This window comes from Chengkuizengella sp. SCS-71B (assembly GCF_040100845.1).
GTDB lineage: Bacteria > Bacillota > Bacilli > Paenibacillales > KCTC-33759 > Chengkuizengella.
This window is the reverse complement of sequence record NZ_JAZHSH010000001.1, coordinates 625,741-646,026: the sequence shown is the minus strand read 5'-3', so window position 1 is coordinate 646,026 and position 20,286 is coordinate 625,741. Positions and strand designations below refer to the sequence as shown.

Sequence of the window (20,286 nt, the reverse complement as noted above, 5' to 3'; positions counted from 1 at the left end):
AATGGGAAATCGGAGGAACTATCGTGGGTTTTTTATCAATATTAGGACAAACACATAAATTAATTCAAGAACATGTAAAACAAGGGGATATTGTCATTGATGCAACGCTTGGAAACGGAAACGATACATTATTTCTTAAAAAACTAGTCGGCGACAATGGAATCGTTTGTGGTTTTGATGTGCAGAATACAGCGATTCAAAATACAATGAAACGATTAGCTGAAGCTGGGTTTTCTTTAGAACATGTCCACCTTATTAAAAATAGTCACGATAAAATGCTAGAGATACTGCCCCCTTCTATGCACGAGAAAGTATCTGCTATTACGTTTAACTTAGGTTATTTACCAGGTGGAGATCACAATATCATTACACAGCAAGAGACAACGATACGTGCACTACAACATTCTCTTTTATTTTTGGAAAAAGACGGGATCATTACGATTGTGGTTTACTCTGGTCATTCTGGTGGAGAAGAAGAAGCAGATGCTGTGCTTGCGTGGGTACAAAACTTACCGCAGCAATATTATCAAGTTCTCAGATATCAATTTTTAAATCAGAAAAATAATCCTCCTTATTTAATTGCAATTTTGAAGAGATAGTATAGTTGAAACCTCCATGATTTCATCTCGTATATAATTTAAACACATCTGAGATTACTCTTGAAGAGTATAATAAACTCGAAGAAGGCATGTCATATGAAGAAGTTGTAAAAATCGTTGGAAGCGAAGGAAACAAAATGGTATCAAATGGAGAAATCAAAAAATATGCCTGGGCAGGTTCTGAAGAAAAAGCAATGGCATTAATTACATTTCAAAATGAAGAATTAAGAGGGAAATGGGAAGTTGATTTGAAATAAGAAATATGAATCCATATGATAGCAAATTGAATTCGGATCTAATTGTTTAAAAAAACGCCAAATGATTGGCGTTTTTTTGCTTTCAACTTAAGTTTCCCAAATAAATGCGAATAAACCAACTAAAAATTCCATTATATCCCTCCTCATTTAGCATTTTATTCTGATTCCTCAAGTTTGTAAATCATTAAATTTTGTTCTCCAATTTTATAATTATGTTAATCATTCTTATACAATTGCTTTTTTCTATAAAACATGATCAAAAAAGCAATAAAAACAATATAATAACTCAACATTGTTTTTAAACAAAAAAAATAGAATGTGTTAATTATTAAAATTGAATAGAGGTGAAAAAATGTCATTTTCTAAATTTTGTTGTTGTGCTATAGGAGCAGGAATAGCTATGTTAGCATTGATCGGTATAGGGATAGGAATTGGAACAGCTGGTGGAATGGCAGTAGAAGGAATCGCACGCCAACCCGAAGCAGAAGATGCAATTAAAAGAGCCTTAATTTTTTGTGTCATACTACCAGAATTATTTCTTGCCTTACTCGCTTTTACTGTATCCATACTAATTATCTTTTTATGTCTAATAAAAAGAAAGGAACCCCCTTGTTAAAGGAATAAATAAAAATTTTTCTATATAAAATCATTTAGAAAAAGTCTGGTTTCCCATCTGATGGGTAACTCGTTTCACATTGTTTCAGTTTGAGGTTGGAGGTCTTCTGTTTTTCTTTCATATGACTCTTTTTAAACAGCTTCATTTAATTCAAATACCAATGTTAAATTGAGGAACAGCAACAATATGTGTAATTCCATGCTGTTCTGCTGTGGTTTTAAAAGAAAGATTGATCAATTAAAAGAATATTTGATCGTTTAAAAGAAAGATCGATCAATTGTAGGAAAGACAGATCAAAACTCATGAATTAGAAAGTGATTCATGAGTTTTTTTACTTCTTATTACACAAGCGGGCCAGATTGTTGAATAACGAAGATAAGGATATATGCTAAAATTAGTAAGTCCTACAGATCACGCTGTAGTATTAAGGTTGTGCTGTTATTTATGTTGGTGTTATTCAATATAGAGGTAAAATCATAATCGACTGAAGCGTAAATTCTCTTCTGAAAAGGAAAAAAATCTAATATAAAATTGAAACAGAGCTTCTTAATAAAACAAGAACTCGAAAAAGATAATAGCAAAATAAAGAGTAACTATAATCCAAAAGGATAAAAAAGTAACCACCCCATAGATTGAGGTGGCTATTTCTTGACGATATCCAGTTTTTTTGTGCTTTGTCAAAACTTATAACTATTCTAATCATTTCAATCCACGTACTTAATTGTGCGACGGTATTTTTTGAATGTGAGATCTTACAGCCTCAAACTTGGTAGATACGATTCATCATTTAAACTCCTTGGCATTTAAAATAGTTCAACGCCACAGGAAGGAATCTCCAGGGGTGAAATTTCTTAACGATTTGTAATAGACTTGATAGGTCAAGTATTATCAATCCTTTTTTCTATTCAAAAGATTTCTAGCTAAAACAAGAATCACTTGGTAAAAAGCAAATAAACTACTCGCTAACCCAACTAAAATCACAAATATTGATGCGTTCCAAACATCAAGCGGTGGTTTTATTACTAAGAAAATAATTCCTATTATCATACCAAATAAGAAGTAAACCAGTAATTGAGCAATACTCTCCTTAACAATAGTTATTTTTCTCCTCTTACGAATAAGACCATCTGCCAATATTGATAAAGGGATTCCAAAAACTATATACACAAAGATTAATATTGCAGTTGCTACATAAAATTCATAAGTAGGAGAATAGTAATGGGTATTTTCATAACGCTCTCCATTATTATTGATAAATGTAAGTATTGCTGATAAGGATACCGCCGAAACTATTGCTGTTAAAAACTTAGTAAACAGTTTGAGCCCTCCTTTTTAAAGAAATTGCTTGTATCCCAAAGTTTACGGTTACAAGCAAAGTTAAATATTAGTTCGAAACACTAAAGCTTCTGGCTAAGGTACTTGAAGATCCTAAATATTCAAATCCCTCATGTCCGTGTCTAAAGATTGATACATTTGTTACATTATCAATTCTTAAATACAGCTCATGTGATGGTGCACGGTCATGCAAACCTTCAAAACTATAAGAACCATTGCTGTATGTTTTAACTCTCATTTGATAATCAATTTCGGCTCCAGGAACAGCATACGGATTACCTGACTTATGATAGACTGTTGTATCGACCATACTCGAACTTTTACTGTTAACGATACGATTAATATTTGCACCTGAGTCTGTTTTTGAACCTACAAAGACATAATTTTTATCGTATGCAGTAGTAGGTGAAACTTTTTTATAGAAAGCTTCGTGTGTAGAAGTAGAGCCATCGTAAAATATACTGTCACCTAACGTTTTGGTTCTATATTTTTCTGAGGTAGAACTAAATCCTCTATCATCTCCTCCAAAGTAAGCTATTCCGTCCCCCCAAGTTCTTGCATTATACCAAGGGTCCTCTGCAAAATCGTAAGGGATAAATGCTTTATAGGTCCATTTAAAGGACTTTTCAACTGAAGCGAGCTTTAACTGAGGAACAACGATAGATGCATCAACAACCTTAATTATACTGTATGGTTTGTATGCAATCCTTTCAATATCTTTGTCATTTATTTCCTTACCTAGATTTTTGAACTCCGTTTTAAGTTCTTCTTTATCAGCCTCGGATAGTGCAACCTCGAATTGAACCTCATAAGGAATATAGGTATCTTTCATTACTTCCCTATCTATATATTTTGTCCCCTTTACTGCATCAATAAACTCGTTATTTTTATAAATTTTATACTCAGCAACTCCTGGAACTTTGTCCCATTCAAGAACAACTTTATCTTTTGAGACTACTACATTTGCAGTTAAATTAATATCATTAGCTGCCTCTTGAGCATCATTTTTCTTATTCTTTTTAGTTTGAGTAGAAACATAATATTCTTTCAAAAGTATTCCATTAGTATCATAAGTACTAAGCTTAAATCTATACAAACTTTCTGGACTCAAATTATTAACTATAGTTTGGTTCTCTGTACCTTCATAGACTACTGCATCATTATTACCAATATCCGTGATAATAAAATTATCACCAGGGACTTCCCAAGACACATCTATTGAAGTTTTAAAAGCTTTAACCTTGACATTTTCGTTATCTCCTTTTGATTGTGCAAAAATCGATAACTGGCTACTACTAAGCGCTAAAATAATTACCATTGCAAAAACACTAAAAATTTTAAGTTTTTTCATGCTGTCCTCCAAGATTTAGTTATTATTTTTGAATTTATGCTTAACAAATTACTTATCGATAAGTTGTGTGCAATTAAGTTGAGCACCATACAATTCTATAATATAAATAAATATCAGATCAATGGTAAATAATACGTATATATTTAATTTTTTCTTAATGAAGTATGCCTCTGGTTACACGTTTACATTTAAGACGCTTGATAAGACTTTGAACGACGTTTTAAAAAATTGAAAACTTCTATAAATAAGATTGTGAAGAGATACACTTAACAAAAATGGGGTTATATGAAGAGTATTTATTATCCATCAAAGAAGGTAAGAAAATCTTTGAGATGCGTTTAAACGATGAAAAAAGGCGAAAAATAAAGGTTGGAGATAAAGTAGAATTTGTTAAAATACCTGAAAAAAATGAAATATTAAGCGTTGAAGTTTCAGTGATACATTTAAAGAAATGTATGAAGATATTCCCTTTCAAGAATTTGATTGTGAAGGTTGGACAATCGAAGATATGGTAGAAGGAACATATCAGATATATACACGAGAACAAGAAAAACAGTGAGGTACATTGGCAATTAAAGTGAAAGTAATAAATCAATAGTCTTTCCAAAAGTGGTAATTTACTAATAACGAAATAACGATCTTCCGCAATATGGCGCGATTTTTAAATAAAAATAGTTCCTATAGACTTAAAAGGAAAAGTAGTTTTATTTAATCAGAACTATTTCCCCTATTGTTGAATAAGTCTATTAAAATTTGACCATACTATTGATAGATTTGAATTGAATAGTTAATAGTTTGGGAGAGTGAATGATTATGTTATTGTCACATGCATGGAAGAGTTATCAATCTGATAAAATGATTGAGGGGTATTCTGCTTTAACCATCAAAAACTATGGTTTCCAATATAATATGCTTCAACGATATTTTGGAGATATAGAAATGAATAATTTCAGTACTGATTTATTAAAAAAATTCTTGGTTGAAACAGGTGGGCACCTGAAGGCTTCAAGTTTATGTCATAGAATTAGGTATATCAAATCTCTATTTAATTGGGCTTTTGAAGAAGGTGTTGTTTTAAAAAATCCAGCTTCAAAACTCAAGGAACCAAAAATCGGAAAAAGAATCCCGAAGTTTCTCACTGGACAAGAGATTGAGCACCTACGGGAATCTTGCCATGCTCCCTTGGAAAATGCTTTGCTAGAATTTATGTATTCTACCGGATGTCGGATTGGAGAAGTAGTCAAATTAAATAGGGATGATATAAATTTTTCTAGTCAGTCTGTTATTGTTACTGGCAAAGGAGATAAAGAAAGAGAAGTATATTTTAATGTAAGGTGCGATATATGGATAAGAAGATATTTAGATGAAAGAGATGACAATCATCCATCACTGTTTGTGACCGAGAGAAAACCACATCACCGTATGAGTATCGATCTAATGAGATATGTTATCAAAAGAATATCCAATCGTGCTGGTATTAAAAAGAATATTTACCCTCACCAACTAAGGCATAGTTACGCAACACATATGATAAACAATGGTGCTCCGATAGATGTAATCCAAAGCTTATTAGGTCATGAGAAAAGTGAAACAACAAAAATATACGCCCAATTAAGTGGTAAGTTAAGACAACAATTCTATAGTCAATATTTTTAAGGTGAGGACGAATTAAATGTCCTCTATTTTGGTGCAAGGTTTGAGTCAAATATCTCTATCTTTCAATATGGTCAGTCCTTGCTTTTCATTCGGGCCATATTGTTGAAAAAGAGATACTTTGAGCCCAAATGTATGCTTTATAGTGAATAATATGGAAACTACGATCTATATGGTGTTTAATTATCCATAAAAATCATTTTTTTTTGCACTATATTAAAAAATGAAACTTCTTGGCAGCTCCTTCGTATTTAATGGCATTGCATAATAAATAAAGGGGCGATATTTTTGAAAAAAACGATGTTTCTTGTACTTATTAGTTTATCTCTTGTAATTGTCGGATGTAGTGCGGAAAATTCTATTGATAAAGAAAGTGAAGTTTCAGATTTATATAATGAAATAGACTCTACTATGTCTGCTATTGAGAGAAAACATGATTTTTCAGGAGCTGTGTATGTTGGGATGGAAGGTGAAGAGATTTATTCCAAAACATTTGGTATGGCTGACTGAAAGCAAGATATCCCAAATACATTGGACACGAAATTTATCATGGCATCTTTAACTAAACAATTTACAGCCACAGCGATATTACAGTTAGAGGAAAGAGGATTGCTTGATCTTGATCATCAAGTTACAAAATACTTCCCAGATGCAAACCAATTTAATGAGATTACAATTCATCACTTATTATCCATGTCATCTGGTATTGTAAATACAGGTCATCCAAGTCTTGTTGAGAACTTTGAAAAGAGTCTTGGGTCTAATATTACTTCGTTGCCATCCGCAGAAGAAACCATTGCTTTATATAGTGACATTCCTCTTAACTTTAAACCTGGGGAAGAATATGAATATAGTAATTCCAATTATTTTTTATTAGGATTGATAATAGAACAAATCTCGGGGGATACATATGAAACCTTTTTAGATGAAAATATTTTCGAACCTTTAGGGATGTTAGATTCAGGTTATAGTTTGGATTGGAACATTCAAGAAAATAAAGCGATTGGATATGAAAAAGTGATTACAGAAAATAATGTTTATCCTAGTCAATATGATGAGTATTTCTTGTTCCATGCTGCCGGGGGTTTGTATACAACAATGAATGACTTAGTAAAATGGGATAGGGGATTATATTCTGAAAAATTACTAAAAAAAGAGACAATAGATAAGATGTATGCTCCTTATACTAAAATTCCTTTAAATTCCGACTATGGTAATGGATATGAATATGGATATGGGTGGCTTACGCAGAGAAATAATGTTGAACATGCAGGGTACTTACCAGGGTATTTAGCGAATATTTATCGTGAGCTTGATTCAGAGCTTGTCATTATTTTTTTAAGCAACAATCAATACATAGGAGGAAACAAGATTTCGAATTTTACAAATACGCTTACTAACATTGTCAAAGGTGAATGAAGACAAGGAGTAGATAATGAAATGACGTTTGTATAAAACTGGAGTCATTTTTTTATCTGATTATAAAATAAAGTTTATCTAATTATTCGAGGAGGAATTGAACTATGACTTCAGAAAGCCATGTTCTCACGCAAAAACAAATAGCAGAGTCATTTTCTAATGGTAATTTTGAGCCTACTTTTCCATTTCTAGCAAAAATAATTGAATGGAATATCGTTGGTGACAAAACCTTAGTAGGTAGGGAAGCTGTAATAGAAGAATGCAAGCAAACTTCAAATTATTTCAAAACTATAACCACTAAATTCACTACATTGAATGTAATTTCCGAAAAAAATTGTGTTGCAGTAAATGGAACAGCTGAATTTATTCGCAATGGTGAACAATTATCTTTAGTTTCAGCCTGTGATGTCTATATTTTTAATGATAAAAATGAACTGCAAAGAATTGATTCTTATTGTATCAAATGAGACGCTTTGCTTTCTCCTGTCAAAAGTATTGTTAAGGATTATAAGGATGGAAGTTTTGCAACAAACCAGCTAATAGTTTGTCAACATTTTTAGATAAAAAACTTTATTTATCCATGCTATACTAAAATTGTCCATGACAAATAACCTTCCGAATATGCAGTTTGGAAGGTTTTGTAATTTATGATTATATATAGTAACTAGTTTATATCTTGGAAGGTTGTTTTGCTTTTTAATAAGGCATAGATCCAATGTAAGAGCTTATTCACACAAGCGATAATCGCAACCCTAAATGGTTTACCTTCATCGCGTTTTTTATCATAGAACTCTCGTAGTTTCTTGTTTCTTGCAATGATCTCATCAGTTGTCTTTTGCTTTCTGGAATCACGAATTCCACACCTAACAGCCATATATAGAGATCGTCTTAATGGGCTAGATCCTCGTTTAGTAATTTTGTTTTGAGTAGCTGTAAATCGACCAGAAGAGTAAACACTAGGGTCTATTCCTGCAAATGCAACTAACTTTTTAGGGTGATTAAACCTTTCTATCTCTCCAATTTCTGAGATGATTGTTGCCGCAATTTTTTCTCCAATACCAGGGATAGATTGGATTATCTTATACTCTTCCATTTCTTCAGCGAGGGCATCTATTTCAGCTGCTAACTTTGATAGATGCTCTTCGTATTGAAGAATGATATTGATTAATATCTTAATATTAAAGATGTGACTGTCGTACATATTATGTTGAAATGGATTTCTTTCAGCTGCCTCAATAAGTTTCACTGCTTTCTCTTCAGCCCACTGACTTGATCGACTCTTACACAGGGATGAAATGATGCCGGTTAGCTCTGAATTAGATACTTTTAATACAGACTCTGATGTAGGAAATGTATTAAGGACATTTAAAGAGATTCTAGAATATAGATCTCCAAAAACACCTCGATATTCAGGGAATACTTGGTCTAATAGAGTTTGTAATTGTAATTTTGTTTGAGATGAGACACTTACAATTGCTTCCTGTTGTCGGGTTAGGTTTCTTAGATTTAATAACTGAAGTCCTCTTTTTCTATGAGGTTCTAACTCTTCCTTGTAGAAAAGCTCGCAAAGTTGATACGCATCTACAGGGTCTGTCTTTACCTTTCTTAGATTTGTACTACGTGAGCGATGAGACACAAGTGGATTCACCATAATATACACATAGTCTTGTTCATCTAAAAACTGGACAACAGGCGAATGATAAGAACCAGTTGACTCAAAGATAACCGAAGGTTTCAGCCCACCTGATACTTTTGTAACCTCCTCTAAGAAGTGGTTCAATCATGATTTTTATTTAGCTTTCATCCAAAAGGAACTCGTTAGTATTGATTGAAATCCTACCTTTAACAGATTATTGTGACTTATAGAACCGAATTCTACATCTGTATATAACTTTGTTAATCCCAATTCTTTTGCTACCTGTATTCTAAAATGAAGTAATGATTTTTGGACTTTTCTACCCCTGTAGGGTGGGAAGGTAAATCCATTAGCAATATATCCTTCCTCACCTTTTATAAAAAGCGAGCCCATTCCTACAGCTTCTCCATCTATATATGCTATGAAATTTTGAAAGTTAGACTGATAGAAAAATACCGATTTTTTTTCAATCAAATCTTTCTCTACTTCCTTTCCATCTGAAAGTAATATGAGATTAATAAATTCTTTTGCATTATTTTTAGTTACTCTAACAATTTCAATTTCTCGATGATCATACTCCGTAAAATACGGTTCTAGTTCTAGGAATACCAGTTGTTCAGAACAAAAGAACCCTTTATTCATTAATACTTGAGATACTTCAAAATTAATGTTATTGGGAGTCATATCGAAACAAGGAGTTATACGTTCGGAATAATACGTATCCAAAATATCATCAACTTTGTCTATATCATGATTTCCAAACCCCTTGATACGGTTGTAATAAATTGAATTTGGTGCATTTGAATCGATTATTAATGTACAATCACCTAAATTTTTGAGTATTAAATTTGAATTAACACGAGAAAGTGCCCTTTTTGAGTTAAATTGAGTTAATGCCAATTCCATTTCATTAACTTTTTCTTGTTTAAATAATACATTCTGATATAAATTCCCCATTGAATAACAACTCCTAGTTAAAAATTCTGGTTTTTTTGCCATTTGTTTTTCCTCCAGATATAAATTATTAGACTAACATTTATGAGGAATAACTGAAAATTAATAATATTTAGACATAAAAAAGCCACAGGGTTATATAAATTAACCTTGTGACTTCCATTACGTTCTTTTTCGAAAGATATACTTACGCCATGCTCTTTTCATTAATATAACTAAGGAGGCTTAATTTCTTAATCCGCATGAGTGAGAGGCAATACATTGAATTCCCAAGGTTATCCTCATTAAATTAGTCATTATTCACCCTCACTCCCTTCCATAATAAGAAGACAAGTATACCAAACATACTTGTGTAAATCAATAATTATATTAATTGCGTGATAGTAAATAACACCCTCCTTAGATCATTTGTTCTTACATTGCTTTAGGTAAACGTATTGTTACCTTTGAACCTTGATCTATTCCCGAATTTACTTCAATAGCAGATCCCGAAATCGATGCTAATCGTTTCTTTATATTCGTCATCCCGATGCCTGCGTTGTAGATTTCACCTTGTTCAAACTGTTTGAGAATATCCTCGGACATCCCCACACCATTATCTTCTACCACCACTTGAATACTTTCATCTTTTTCAATAATAGTTAAGGTCACCTGACCCTCTCCTTCTTTTTCCAAAAGTCCATGACGAATCGCATTTTCTACAAATGGTTGAATACAAAGGGATGGAACAACATGGTCTTCCAGACCTTCATTGATGTGATAACTAAATTCAAAACGATCAAACCTGGCTTTTTCAATTTCAACATACGCTTGAATTAAATCTACTTCTCTATGTAGAGGGACAAACTGCGTCTTATGATTGGTACTATAAATCATGCGTAAATATTGACTTAAATGATTTAACAAGTGGGCTGCCTTGTGCCCATCTGTGTAACAAAAAGAGATGATATTACTCATTGCGTTATATAAAAAATGCGGTTTAATTTGCGCTTGTAAAAAAGCCATTTCATTATGAAACGCATCTTCCATTGAACTTTTCATGGAAAGCAAGGTATGGATTCTAGCTAAAATAGTGCTGCAATCAAACGGTTTGGTAATATAATCGTTCGCTCCTGCTTGAAAGCCTAAGTCAATATCTTCTGGTCGATCCTTTGCCGTTGCAAATAAAACCGGCAGTTCAAGTAAAGAATTCGTTTCTCTAATCTCTCGACAAAGCTCAATCCCCGACATCACCGGCATCATCACATCTAAAATGGCAAGATCAATGTTTGAGTATTGATCCATCTTTCTTAAGGCTTCCTTACCAGAAAATGCTGTGATGACGTTATACCCTTGTTTAGATAATAAATGAAGCAGTACTTGAATATTAGTAGGTTCATCATCTACAATGAGAATCGTTTGATCATACGTTTGTATTGTATCAAAATCAGACTTTGATGATAAAGTAGAAGTGGAAGACTTGTCTGATTGAAGAAGTGAATTCTTACTCACTTTTTGTACTAAATATTCCGCTTTTAGCAAGGTAAAAGCCATTCTTGTCCCCCTTCCAACCTGAGATCCATCCACCCATATTTCACCATTCATTTTCTTAATCAACTGTCTGCTAATATATAAACCTAACCCCATACTTTGATACCCATTTTGCGGTGACAGTTTATCCAACTGTTCAAAATACCCAAAAATCTCTTCTCTTTTATCTTCGGGTATACCGATCCCTGTGTCCTCGACGTACACATATACCAATTCATCTACTTGTTTGCAAGAAATGGTGATGGTTCCACTCTCCGTATGTTTGATGGCATTTTGAATTAAATTATATAAAATTTGTCGAATACGATTTTCATCTGCGACCACAAAGACGGATTCCGTGATGTTATTCATCAATTGAATCGGTTTCCCTTGAACCTCAAAGGTGAGTACATCACATACGATTTGAGCAGACACCTTCATATCTACCGTAGTAGGCTGCAATCTTAATTCTCCATTTTTCAAGCGAGTGACATCGATTAAATCATTCACTAGATTAGAAAGCTTAATCGAGGTGTCATGAATGAGGGAAAGGTTCTCATGATACTTCTTTGACACTCTTCCTTCCCCTTCATCAAGTAAAAAGGAAGAGATGTTCATGATACCATGCAGCGGTGTTTTTAATTCATGAGACGTTTTAGCTAAAAATTCGTCCTTCACCTGACCTACTTTCATCAATTCTTCGGACAATTGTTTATTTCTTTTGAACGCTTTTGAATAACGCAAAGACATAAATAAGGCGAGCATTAAAATTAGGATGAAGGGCTCAAAAGGAAAGGATGTAAGAAAGCTGTCAATCCCATGTATCCTTAAAAAGTAATCATCAATCAAAAACAAACTTATAGCAATTGCACCTACTATTAAATAACCACTACCTTCCATTTTTTTTAAGAATGCTAAGATCATGACATATACTGCATATAACATTGCAATAAACATATAAAAGGTAGTAAAATGATGTAACCAAATCGGAATATATTTTAGGAATAGCATTTCATATAGTATAATGCTTAAGCCCACTGAAACTACAACCCACATCAACTTTTTTGATGTCAATTTTTCAAATGTCATATAAATATATAATATTAAAAATAGATTCGATACCATGAAGGGTATAAACTGAAGCCTAATCATAAGCCAATCTAACGTGTTAGGAAAAACTGTATGCCATACTCCTTCACCATGAATAGCGGTAAATACTGCTGTGGACAAACAATATAGTGAGAAATACAGTAAAAAGAAGTCCTTATTTCTTTGAGAGAATATTCCTAGGAAGTAAAGTCCCATGATTAGAAAGACACTAATGGTGATCCAATCTGCTATCACCAACTTTTCCCTTAGTTGTGATACCTCCTCTAAATTTCCAAATTTTAGAGAAGTTGCGAGACCACCACCAACCGGATGACTATCATTTTCCACTTGCAAAATAATTTCAATAATATCACTGTTTATAGGAAAATAACGAACGTAAGGCTCGAAACTAGAAGCGGTTGCTAATAATTCTCCATTTACGAATAATTGATTTAATCCCACTATATAATGTGTTTTAATACCAAAAATCTTATCCATTTCATCTATTTTAATTTTTAAACGAAAGGTTCCTTTTCCAAAGGTATTCATCGTTTGATCTCCGAGATCATAATAGGACCAAAAAAACATAGGAACAGAAACAAAATGAGATTTAAGCTCATCTTGCCGGCTTTCTTCAAAATCAGTAGGATAGAGTAATTGATGGGGATAAAACTCCCACTCTCCATTAAGGTGTACTATTCCTTCCTCATTAAAATTCCAATCCGTCAAATCCATTACTCCATTATTTGCAATCGGAGTTTCTTGCTTAGAATAAGATACAAATAGAGCTATCAATCCGAATATTATTAATGAAATTAATATTAATAGCAGTAAAGCCACTAGTTTCTTTTTCATCTTCCACCTCATATGCTAATTATTACCTTAAAACAAAATTATTTCTGGCAGATTTATTTATATGAATGAATGTAATATACTACTTATTTTTTGTCAATTAAAAAACGCCTACGTTAAATAGACGTTTTCCACAATTAAGTACTTAATTATCCCATATAAAAGCGAATAGAATCTTCACAAATTCCATTGTATCCCCCCTCAGTTTTTTTTTATTCCTTAATCTTGATGATGATCATAGGAGAAAAAACTAACATCAATCATAGAGGATATCTCTATAATCAAATCTGATTTTTGTCATTCGCCATGCTGATAATTTTTTCATTGATTATTTCTTACCTAAATTTATTTCCATAGTGAGTCATTAATTCCTTTTTTTAAAATCATTTCTTTAATGTGAATTTAAACTTGTAATTGAAGTCCATCCTTTAAATCCACTGTGTAAGCCTCTGTTAATTTACTAACACCTGTTTGAAAACTTACTATTAATAAAGTACAAGTTTCGGTATGAACGATCCCTTCATCTATAAAAGCTTCATAATTAAATGGTAGAACTTCAAGTACAACGTGTTTAAACATCTCTTTTTCACTCATATTTAATTTGGCAAATGAATCAGATACGACTTCAGGTTTTTCAGCAATCCACTTCATGAAGTGTGCATGTTGTTTTTTATCTAACGTTGGTTCCCACCAAATTTTACGCGGTTTATATTTATGGTTTAGAAAATAGTCTAATTTCATCAGTCCTTCAATTACTTCAATATTTTTCGTGGTGCGATGTTTTAAAAATGACATTAACCTTGTAAATAAGTTTTCAAGCTGATGACCAATTTTTTGCCAGCCTTGCTCTTCCCAATAATCACCGAACTCTTGGAAAAAATCAAAAGCAGAATCAAATTCATGTTGAATTAAATATTCTAACGTATGATCCATCCGATGTGCATTCCAATATTTTTCTAATACATCCTCTACTCTTTTAATCCGAACGATATCTGAAAACGACATAATATCATTTTCTAACATTTCATATGGAGCTCGATCCATATACTTGTATCCGTGTTTATGAGCTGTATTACGCATCCCTGTTCCACGAAGCATTTTTAAAAAACCTAATTGCAATTCCTCTGGTCTTAATTCAAAAACATCGTTAAAGGTTTTTCGAAAAGAGGTGTAATCTTCTTTGGGTAATCCCGCAATTAAATCTAAATGCTGATCTATTTTTTTACTTTCCTTAACCTTCGTTACCGTTCTTGAAAGCTTTTCAAAGTTTTGACGTCTTTGAATTAAATCATTTGTTTCATCATTTGTTGACTGTACACCAATTTCAAAACGGAAGATGCCTTCAGGTGCATTTTCAGATAAATAGTCAAGTACTTCTGGACGCATAATATCTGCAGTAATCTCAAACTGAAATACACACCCCTGATGATTTTCAATCAAAAACTCGAAAACCTCCATTGCATAATCTCTTTTAATGTTAAATGTTCGGTCTACGAATTTGATTAATTTGGCACCCGATTCAATTAAAAATAACAAATCCGCCTTCGTTCTTTCCATATCAAAATAACGTACACCAACTTCGATACTGGATAGACAAAATTGACAGCTAAAAGGACAACCTCTACTCGTTTCAAAATACACGATTCTATTCGTTACATTAGGCAAATCTTCTTGAAATCGATAAGGAGTAGGGATTTCATTTAAATTTAATTTAGGTCGAGGTGGATTAATGATGATTTCCTCTTTATTTCGATATGCAGCGCCATATACAAAGTGATATTTTTGTTCGTTTTGTATTTCTGTTAATAAATGATGAAAAGTCTCTTCCCCTTCACCCATCACAATAAAATCAACCTCAGGTATCCGCTTCATCCAATAATCAGTGTCATAAGACACTTCTGGTCCGCCTAATACAATTTTAAGCTCCGGTTTTATTTTCTTTAACATTTCAATTACGGTAATCGTCTCTTCAATGTTCCATATATAACAGGAGAAACCTATAACATCCGCGTCTTTTTGGTAAAGATCAGACACAATGTTCATGACTGGATCTTTAATCGTAAATTCTGCCATCTGTATATCAAAATCTTTTTCACTAAATGCTTTTAAATATCTCAATGCAAGACAAGAATGAATATATTTTGCATTTAACGTAGATACAACCACTTTCATTTATATAAATACCTCAATTTCTATTCATATTAGTGTGTTTCTTCACTCTGTTAGGTATATTTTAAATATTATTTTCGCCTAAAACATATGGTACCATTCTTTGAAACAAAAGCAATCATCTAAATGTTTTTATCACAAACAAAAGATGGAACTGACTTGACACAAAGTGTTTATCCTGATAAGTTTGAATGAACGTTCAATCAAGAAAGGTGTAACATATAAAAATGAAAAAGAAAGACATCGATACGAAACAAAAAATAGTAGATGCTGCATATAGAGTGTTAGCAGAACAAGGATATGATAAAACCTCAATGAAGCAGATTGCCAAAGAAGCTGGGGTAGCTCAAGGGCTGATTAATTATTACTTTGAAAGTAAAGAAGACCTTTTATTTGAGTTGTTTCATGAAGAAAGTTGCAGGTATAGTGAAGAGTTATCAAAGCTTTCTGAAATTCCTATGTCTGATAACTTTATTCATGAAGCGTTACAGGTTCCTAAACAATTAGTGATGGATCAACCAGAGTGGCATCGTCTAAGATTTGAGCTATTTGCGATTGGTCTTCGTTCAAAAAGAGGAGCTCAAGAAATAACTCGAAGTTCAATGATGGATCGCGAGCAGACGATAAATGAACTATCTAGACTCCCAATCAGTGAAGAACTAAACATACAAGGACTAGCAAGAATTATTACCGCTGTGATGGATGGATTATCATTGCAAATGATGGTTGATCCAGAATTCGAGGCTGATTCAGCTTATGAGACTTTTGCTAAAATGCTTGAGATATATGTATCAAAAAAAGCATAAATTTTTTTAATATAAATTGAATGAACGTTCAAACAAGTAGTTTTTTGAATGCCGATAATTAAATTTAATCAAATAATTACGATAAGAAGCTTTAGGAGCGTGATGGAAAATGGAATCACTATTATTTAACGAGTTTGCATTAAAAAACGGTACAGTCATAAAAAATCGTTTAATCAAAGCTGCGATGAGTGAAGCACTTGCAAACATTCACTTTCAACCAAATGAGAAAATATACAAATTATATGAAGCCTGGGCAGATGGAGGTGCAGGGATTGTAATCACTGGTCATGTAATGATAGATCGAAAAGCCTTAGCAGAACCCAGAAATATCGTTGTAGACAATGAGGATGTTCTCCCCTTTTTAGAAACATGGGCAAAAAGAGGGTCTAAAAATAATACACAGCTTTGGATGCAATTAAATCATCCAGGTAAACAAACATTTAAAGGAATGGCGGATGAATCTGTTGCTCCTTCAGCGATCCCATTAGAAGGAGATATTGGTCGTTTTGTAGCTCCTCCAAGAGAATTAAAACATGAGGAGATATTAGACATTATTCAACGTTTTGGTTATAGCGCTAAACTTGCACAAAAAGCAGGTTTTACTGGTGTTCAAATTCATGCTGCACACGGGTATTTGATTAGTCAGTTCTTATCCCCTCGGCACAACCATCGCAAAGATGAATGGGGTGGTGATATTCATGGTAGAATGAAATTTCTAATTGAAATTTATAGAGAAATACGTAGTCAAACTACAGGTGCTTTTCCTATTGCAGTGAAAATGAATTCAGCAGATTTTATGAAAGCTGGTTTTACAGAGGAAGAATCTATCTATGTTGCTGAACATCTTGAAAAAGAAGGCGTTGATCTATTAGAAATTTCTGGAGGGTCATATGAAAGCCCTCAAATGACAGGTCGTAATATTAAGGAGAGCACTAAAAAAAGGGAAGCTTATTTTCTCGATTTTGCAGAAAAACTCCGTCAATCCGTAAATATTCCTCTACTAGTTACAGGTGGTTTTAGAAGCAAAGAAGGAATGGAAAATGCACTTCATTCTGAAGCAACTGACTTTATAGGTTTAGCCCGTCCTTTTGCAGTAAGTCCAGATCTTCCAAATTTATTAAACCAAAATAAAATACAAAAAATAGATATTAAACCTAAACAAACAGGTATTAGACTTATAGATGATATCTCTTTACTGGAAACTACATGGTATGCACAACAAATAGAAAGAATTGGATTAGGGAAAAAAGTAAGACCCAACTACCCTATCTGGTTCTCTTTGTTGCAAGCTATTTTTAAAAATGGGAAGGAAGTTTTTCAACTACAAAGAGCGAAGTGATATCTTAAGTAAAGTCTTCACTTAATTGACACACAAATATTATTTACACAAGTGTATAAACTATGTTATATTGGTAATGTTGTTAAAAAATGGTACATTATACATCTATTCTACCAAATATTAAATGTACTTATTTCACATGGCAACAGTCCGTTATAACAGGGAAATAACGGACTCTTGTTTTTTTAACGACAGTAATAGGTTTTATATCTTTTGAAAACAAATCATCACTCCTTTAAAAATAGGAGTGATGATTTGTTTTATGTTTATTATTTAGCAATGAAGGTCATTTCGTTTTTGCCAAATGGAAAAAATCTGCTTCAACACAACAATTTAATATGAAAGTAGACGGCAATATCAAAATTGAACAATATTTTGAAGATATAGAAGAGAACATGATCGGATATCAGGTTGAGGTTCCATTAAGATTGTATTATCCAAATAAGGATGAGGAAGTTTATATTAAAGTAAAAAGTTCAATAAATCTGAAAAATGAATATGAAAATTGGAAGATAAAAAGTATAAAGTATATATTTTCTTCTAAACATAAGCAAATTTTTATATATGATTAAAATAAAATTTACATTTCACCTTAGGTTGTAGATTCAAATTAACCTCCTCTCCATTGTTTTTCCACTCCATCATTGTTATGATGTAAAACAGAATCAACAATAAATTTACAAACAATTTAAATTTCAAATACAGTGTAAAAATGGAGAGAATCGTCATGGAGAAAAATAAGAAAAAACACATTACAACCTCTGCAGCTCAAGAGTTAAAAACAGGTGAGCTGCTTGTTGTAACTATAAAAAAGATCGGTATTAATGGTGAAGGTGTAGGGTATTACAAACGGAAGGCGGTTTTTGTTGAAGGAGCTCTTCCCAATGAAGTAGTTAAAGCCAAAGTAGTACAAATTCAACCCAACTTTATCAGAGCAGAATTAGTAGAAATTGAGCAAGAATCAGAACATCGTGTGAAACCTCATTGTTCCATTTATGAAGAATGTGGAGGTTGTCAGCTTCAGCATTTAGACTACAAAGAACAGTTGCGTGTAAAAGAGGATATCATTCGAGAATCTTTTAATCGTTATACAGATAAAACCAAAATAAATATTCGACCTGTAATTGGAATGGACGACCCTTGGGGTTATAGAAATAAAGCACAGTATCAGGTAGGATTTCATAAAGGCTCTGTGCAAACTGGACTTTATTCTGCAAGATCACATAAGTTAGTTGATATCTCTGGATGTCCTATTCATCATCCAACGATCAATCACATTATTGAAAAAACCAAAAAAATAGTACAAGAGCTGCGGATTCCTATTTATGATGAAAAGAATAATAAAGGGATTTTAAAAACAATTGTTGTACGTACAGGTTTTAAATCCAATGAAAATCAACTAACTTTAGTGACAATAAAAGAACAAGTACCTAAAATGGATCAACTTATCGATTTAATTCGAGAAAATATTCCAGAAGTTTCAACGATAGCTCAAAACATTAATTCTGCAAAAACGTCCATTATTTTTGGCAAAAAAACAAATATCCTTTGGGGAAGAAGACAAATCAAAGAATCATTAGGAAATGTAAATTTCTCATTATCACCAAGAGCATTTTTCCAATTGAATCCTGAGCAAACAATTAAACTATACAACACAGTGAAAAAAGCCGTTGATATCAGAGGACATGAAAAAATTGTGGATGCTTATTGCGGCACAGGAACTATTAGTTTATGGTTAGCTCCTTATGTAAAAGAGGTTCGTGGGATTGAAGAAATTCCTGAAGCCATCAATGATGCTAAAAAAAATGCAAAGCTAAGTGGAATTGATAACGTACAATTTTATGCAGGAAAATCTGAAAACTTACTGCCTAAATGGATGAATCAAGGATTTCGCCCTGATGTGATTGTTGTTGATCCTCCTCGTGCTGGATGTGACTATAAACTACTCCAGTCAGTAGTAAGAGCTAAAACAAAAAAATTCATTTATGTTTCTTGTAACCCATCAACTTTGGCAAAAGATAGCTCATACCTATTAAGGAATGGTTACCATCTCAAATGGATTCAGCCAGTAGATATGTTTCCGAACACATCTCAAATTGAAAGTGTAGCTGTGTTTATCAAAAAATAAAATATTAACAGGTCACTGAAATAGTACCTGTTTTTAATCTAGTTTTTTACGATTATATGATGTTCAAAAAATACTTGAATATTTATTGAGCCATTTAGAAATGATGGTAACATAACGTAAAAAATGATAAAAGGATGTGAAGTAGATATTGGAGGCAAATATGAGTCCTGAGGAAGTGCTTACTCAAATTGTGCAATTACACAACAATGGTGAAACATTAGCCAAAAAAAGTGTAAAAAAAGCGCATCCCGATTTAATGAAAAACGCCCTCTACTACTTTCCTAATTGGGATCAAGCCATGGAAAAAGCAGGATTGCAGTGAATTCGTTTAAACAAAGTTTAAACGTCGTGGAATCAGATGGAGACTCTACTCCACCTGATTAAAAGATCCCACCTATAGAGGTGGGCGTCTTAATGCAAAAGATATAATAGGAAAATAAGTTATATGTCTTAGCACAACTTACAATACTCAGTTCAAGAGATTAAGAAAAAAGAAAAATCTTCATGTAATGAAGTGCACCCCAATTGTTAGACACTGGACTAACAATTGGAGGTGTATTTTTTAATAGCTTAG

The 20,286-nt window shown here is 32.7% G+C and carries 18 protein-coding genes and 1 pseudogene; 13 read left to right on the top strand and 6 right to left on the bottom strand.

The genetic code is table 11. The annotated features are described in order from the left end of the window. Positions 1 to 23: 23 nt before the first annotated feature. From VQL36_RS03170 to VQL36_RS03160, 3 genes are all read left to right on the top strand, one after another. The gene (locus VQL36_RS03170; RefSeq protein ID WP_349247920.1) at positions 24 to 599 is read left to right on the top strand and encodes a class I SAM-dependent methyltransferase; all 576 of its coding nucleotides are present in this window, start codon (positions 24 to 26) and stop codon (positions 597 to 599) included. 53 nt (positions 600 to 652) lie between these two features. Continuing rightward, positions 653 to 856 (top strand): DUF3862 domain-containing protein, encoded by a 204-nt coding sequence (locus VQL36_RS03165; RefSeq protein WP_349251109.1) that lies wholly within the window; start codon positions 653 to 655, stop codon positions 854 to 856. A gap of 352 nt (positions 857 to 1,208) precedes the next feature. Continuing rightward, a complete protein-coding gene (locus tag VQL36_RS03160; RefSeq protein WP_349247919.1) occupies positions 1,209 to 1,472 on the top strand; it encodes an ATP F0F1 synthase subunit C in 264 nt (87 codons plus the stop codon). Positions 1,473 to 2,360: 888 nt separating this feature from the next. Here VQL36_RS03160 and VQL36_RS03155 read toward each other — a convergent pair. Together VQL36_RS03155 and VQL36_RS03150 are read right to left on the bottom strand one after the other, a co-directional pair. Further along, a complete protein-coding gene (locus VQL36_RS03155; protein ID WP_349247918.1) occupies positions 2,361 to 2,606 on the bottom strand; it encodes a hypothetical protein in 246 nt (81 codons plus the stop codon). Positions 2,607 to 2,856: 250 nt separating this feature from the next. After that, positions 2,857 to 4,158, bottom strand: coding sequence for a hypothetical protein (locus VQL36_RS03150; protein WP_349247917.1), 1,302 nt, complete (start codon positions 4,156 to 4,158; stop codon positions 2,857 to 2,859). 275 nt (positions 4,159 to 4,433) lie between these two features. Here VQL36_RS03150 and VQL36_RS03145 point away from each other — a divergent pair, with 275 nt between their 5' ends. From VQL36_RS03145 to VQL36_RS03125, 5 genes are all read left to right on the top strand, one after another. Beyond that, positions 4,434 to 4,673, top strand: a complete 240-nt coding sequence (locus VQL36_RS03145) for an ASCH domain-containing protein (RefSeq protein WP_349247916.1) — start codon at positions 4,434 to 4,436, stop codon at positions 4,671 to 4,673. A gap of 298 nt (positions 4,674 to 4,971) precedes the next feature. After that, complete coding sequence (locus VQL36_RS03140) at positions 4,972 to 5,814, top strand: tyrosine-type recombinase/integrase (protein ID WP_349251108.1); 843 nt, start codon at positions 4,972 to 4,974, stop codon at positions 5,812 to 5,814. Positions 5,815 to 6,099: 285 nt separating this feature from the next. Further along, a complete protein-coding gene (locus VQL36_RS03135; RefSeq protein WP_349247915.1) occupies positions 6,100 to 6,321 on the top strand; it encodes a hypothetical protein in 222 nt (73 codons plus the stop codon). 21 nt (positions 6,322 to 6,342) lie between these two features. Continuing rightward, positions 6,343 to 7,230: a serine hydrolase domain-containing protein gene (locus tag VQL36_RS03130; protein WP_349247914.1), complete on the top strand. Its 888-nt coding sequence runs from the start codon at positions 6,343 to 6,345 to the stop codon at positions 7,228 to 7,230. Between the two features lie 104 nt (positions 7,231 to 7,334). Beyond that, positions 7,335 to 7,697: a hypothetical protein gene (locus tag VQL36_RS03125; protein WP_349247913.1), complete on the top strand. Its 363-nt coding sequence runs from the start codon at positions 7,335 to 7,337 to the stop codon at positions 7,695 to 7,697. A gap of 197 nt (positions 7,698 to 7,894) precedes the next feature. Here VQL36_RS03125 and VQL36_RS03120 read toward each other — a convergent pair. The 4 genes and pseudogenes from VQL36_RS03120 to VQL36_RS03105 form a co-directional block, all read right to left on the bottom strand. Beyond that, positions 7,895 to 9,010: pseudogene (locus VQL36_RS03120) on the bottom strand (IS110 family transposase); the annotation flags it as partial. A gap of 9 nt (positions 9,011 to 9,019) precedes the next feature. Continuing rightward, positions 9,020 to 9,865 carry a GNAT family N-acetyltransferase gene (locus tag VQL36_RS03115; RefSeq protein ID WP_349247912.1) on the bottom strand — a complete coding sequence of 282 codons (846 nt, stop codon included), beginning with the start codon at positions 9,863 to 9,865 and terminating at the stop codon, positions 9,020 to 9,022. A 369-nt stretch (positions 9,866 to 10,234) separates the two neighbouring features. Beyond that, complete coding sequence (locus tag VQL36_RS03110) at positions 10,235 to 13,273, bottom strand: ATP-binding protein (RefSeq protein ID WP_349247911.1); 3,039 nt, start codon at positions 13,271 to 13,273, stop codon at positions 10,235 to 10,237. Between the two features lie 399 nt (positions 13,274 to 13,672). Beyond that, on the bottom strand, positions 13,673 to 15,442 hold the full coding sequence (locus VQL36_RS03105; RefSeq protein WP_349247910.1) for a B12-binding domain-containing radical SAM protein: 1,770 nt from the start codon (positions 15,440 to 15,442) through the stop codon (positions 13,673 to 13,675). A 224-nt stretch (positions 15,443 to 15,666) separates the two neighbouring features. On the opposite strand from VQL36_RS03105, the gene VQL36_RS03100 reads away from it, so the two are divergent. From VQL36_RS03100 to VQL36_RS03080, 5 genes are all read left to right on the top strand, one after another. Beyond that, on the top strand, positions 15,667 to 16,245 hold the full coding sequence (locus VQL36_RS03100; protein WP_349247909.1) for a helix-turn-helix domain-containing protein: 579 nt from the start codon (positions 15,667 to 15,669) through the stop codon (positions 16,243 to 16,245). 109 nt (positions 16,246 to 16,354) lie between these two features. Continuing rightward, on the top strand, positions 16,355 to 17,584 hold the full coding sequence (locus VQL36_RS03095; protein ID WP_349247908.1) for an NADH:flavin oxidoreductase/NADH oxidase family protein: 1,230 nt from the start codon (positions 16,355 to 16,357) through the stop codon (positions 17,582 to 17,584). 338 nt (positions 17,585 to 17,922) lie between these two features. After that, entirely contained in the window at positions 17,923 to 18,156 is a 234-nt protein-coding gene (locus tag VQL36_RS03090) for a hypothetical protein (protein WP_349247907.1), read from the top strand. Positions 18,157 to 18,311: 155 nt separating this feature from the next. Beyond that, positions 18,312 to 19,712 (top strand): 23S rRNA (uracil(1939)-C(5))-methyltransferase RlmD, encoded by a 1,401-nt coding sequence (gene rlmD / locus VQL36_RS03085; RefSeq protein ID WP_349247906.1) that lies wholly within the window; start codon positions 18,312 to 18,314, stop codon positions 19,710 to 19,712. A gap of 160 nt (positions 19,713 to 19,872) precedes the next feature. Then, positions 19,873 to 20,034 (top strand): hypothetical protein, encoded by a 162-nt coding sequence (locus tag VQL36_RS03080; protein ID WP_349247905.1) that lies wholly within the window; start codon positions 19,873 to 19,875, stop codon positions 20,032 to 20,034. The last annotated feature ends 252 nt before the right edge of the window (positions 20,035 to 20,286 follow it).

Coding starts and splice junctions, on each gene's coding strand:
- VQL36_RS03145 (WP_349247916.1), top strand. CDS start 4,434: ATGGGGTTATATGAAGAGTATTTATTATCCATCAAAGAAGGTAAGAAA.
- VQL36_RS03150 (WP_349247917.1), bottom strand. CDS start 4,158: ATGAAAAAACTTAAAATTTTTAGTGTTTTTGCAATGGTAATTATTTTA.
- VQL36_RS03105 (WP_349247910.1), bottom strand. CDS start 15,442: ATGAAAGTGGTTGTATCTACGTTAAATGCAAAATATATTCATTCTTGT.
- VQL36_RS03160 (WP_349247919.1), top strand. CDS start 1,209: ATGTCATTTTCTAAATTTTGTTGTTGTGCTATAGGAGCAGGAATAGCT.
- VQL36_RS03100 (WP_349247909.1), top strand. CDS start 15,667: ATGAAAAAGAAAGACATCGATACGAAACAAAAAATAGTAGATGCTGCA.
- rlmD (WP_349247906.1), top strand. CDS start 18,312: ATGGAGAAAAATAAGAAAAAACACATTACAACCTCTGCAGCTCAAGAG.
- VQL36_RS03090 (WP_349247907.1), top strand. CDS start 17,923: ATGAAAGTAGACGGCAATATCAAAATTGAACAATATTTTGAAGATATA.
- VQL36_RS03140 (WP_349251108.1), top strand. CDS start 4,972: ATGTTATTGTCACATGCATGGAAGAGTTATCAATCTGATAAAATGATT.
- VQL36_RS03115 (WP_349247912.1), bottom strand. CDS start 9,865: ATGGCAAAAAAACCAGAATTTTTAACTAGGAGTTGTTATTCAATGGGG.
- VQL36_RS03125 (WP_349247913.1), top strand. CDS start 7,335: ATGACTTCAGAAAGCCATGTTCTCACGCAAAAACAAATAGCAGAGTCA.
- VQL36_RS03110 (WP_349247911.1), bottom strand. CDS start 13,273: ATGAAAAAGAAACTAGTGGCTTTACTGCTATTAATATTAATTTCATTA.
- VQL36_RS03095 (WP_349247908.1), top strand. CDS start 16,355: ATGGAATCACTATTATTTAACGAGTTTGCATTAAAAAACGGTACAGTC.
- VQL36_RS03080 (WP_349247905.1), top strand. CDS start 19,873: ATGAGTCCTGAGGAAGTGCTTACTCAAATTGTGCAATTACACAACAAT.